The 1,650-nt window shown below is 44.6% G+C and carries 1 protein-coding gene; it reads left to right on the forward strand.

Translation table 11 applies throughout. From position 1 onward, the window contains the following. Window positions 1-316: 316 nt before the first annotated feature. The coding region (locus EGI31_RS15025; protein WP_255037989.1) for a GH92 family glycosyl hydrolase at window positions 317-1,650 on the forward strand (1,334 nt) is incomplete at its 3' end.

The raw sequence follows: 1,650 nt of genomic DNA on the forward strand, positions 1-1,650 counted from the left end.
GGGCATGCCCCTAGCTGAGCATTCCCCAAAACAAAAGGCATCCCCACAGCAGCTGGGGTCGGGCCATCACAACTCGCTTTTTTGCGTTCCGCCTAAAGGCAGGCCAACAAAAAGAGCTCAAACAGGCCGTTCTGTCCCTCATGGGTCATGTGAATTCGTCAAGAAATAAACAAATTCATTTAATTCTAATCCTGAAAATTAACATGTATATTATAAACACAATTCTCCTCCCCACCCCAAAACAAAAAACCTCTCCCCCACCCATTTCCTCACTAAAAATCCATAAATTTCGGGCTAAATATCTTTCTTGATTTTAATGAAAAAAATAGCCCTTTTTGTATTGTTGGCATTTAATGCCTTTTCCCAAAACGCCGACTTGGCCAAATACATCAACCCACTCATCGGTACCGATTCTGACTTTAGTTTATCAAATGGCAACACATACCCGGCCATTGCCTTGCCTTGGGGAATGAATTTCTGGTCGCCACAAACCAACAAAATGGGCGACGGTTGGGCTTACCAGTATGCCGCCAAAAAAATCAGGGGCTTCAAACAAACCCACCAACCCTCGCCGTGGATTAATGATTATGGTGCGTTTTCGATATTCGCCACCACCGAAAAACTCGTCTTCGATGAAAACAAGCGTGAATCGTGGTATTCACACAAAGCCGAAGTGGTGCAAGCACATTACTACAAAGTCTACCTCTCAGACTATAACATGACAGTAGAAATAACCCCTACTGAGCGTGCCGCAAGATTCAGAATTACGTATCCCGAAACCGAAAAGGCGTATTTGATCGTAGATGCCTTTTTCAAAAACTCGCACATAAAAGTGTATCCAGAAGAGCGAAAAATAGTGGGCTACTCTTGCAATAACTCTGGTGGTGTACCCGAAAACTTCAAGAACTATTTCGTGATATATGCCGACAAGGCCTTTGAGCAAGTGTACATCGCCAAAGACGGCAGTTTGGATATAAAATTGTTGGAAGCCACTGGCAAACACGTAGGTTCTGTGATACAGTTTAAAACCAAAGCCAATGAAGCCGTAAATCTCAAAATAGCCTCCTCTTTCATTAGCCCCGAACAAGCCGAACTCAATTTACAACGCGAAATTGGCAACAAAACCTTTGGCCAAATAGCCACCGAAGGCAGAGCCACATGGAACAAAATGATGAGCAGAATAGCCGCAGAAGGTGGTTCAGAGGCAGAAAAAGGAACTTTTTATACGGCACTTTACCGCACAATGCTTTTCCCAAGGAAATTTTATGAGCTAGACAAAAACAACAAAGTGATGCACTACAGCCCTTACAACGGGCAAGTTTTGCCCGGTTATATGTTTACCGACAACGGCTTTTGGGATACCTTCAGGGCGGTATTTCCGTTTTTTACGCTCATGTTTCCTGAGCTCAACAGCCAGATAATGGAAGGGCTCGTAAACACCTACAAAGAAAGCGGTTGGTTACCCGAATGGGCCAGTCCTGGCCACAGAGACTGTATGGTGGGCTCCAATTCGGCCTCTATTATAGCAGACTCCTACCTAAAAGGCATCAGAGGATACGATATCAACACGCTTTACGAAGCCATGCTCAAAAACACCCAGAATGCTGGTCCGCTGACCTCGGTTGGTCGGTATGGTGTGGAATATTACAA

Source organism: Lacihabitans soyangensis (genome assembly GCF_024343775.1).
GTDB lineage: Bacteria > Bacteroidota > Bacteroidia > Cytophagales > Spirosomataceae > Leadbetterella > Leadbetterella soyangensis.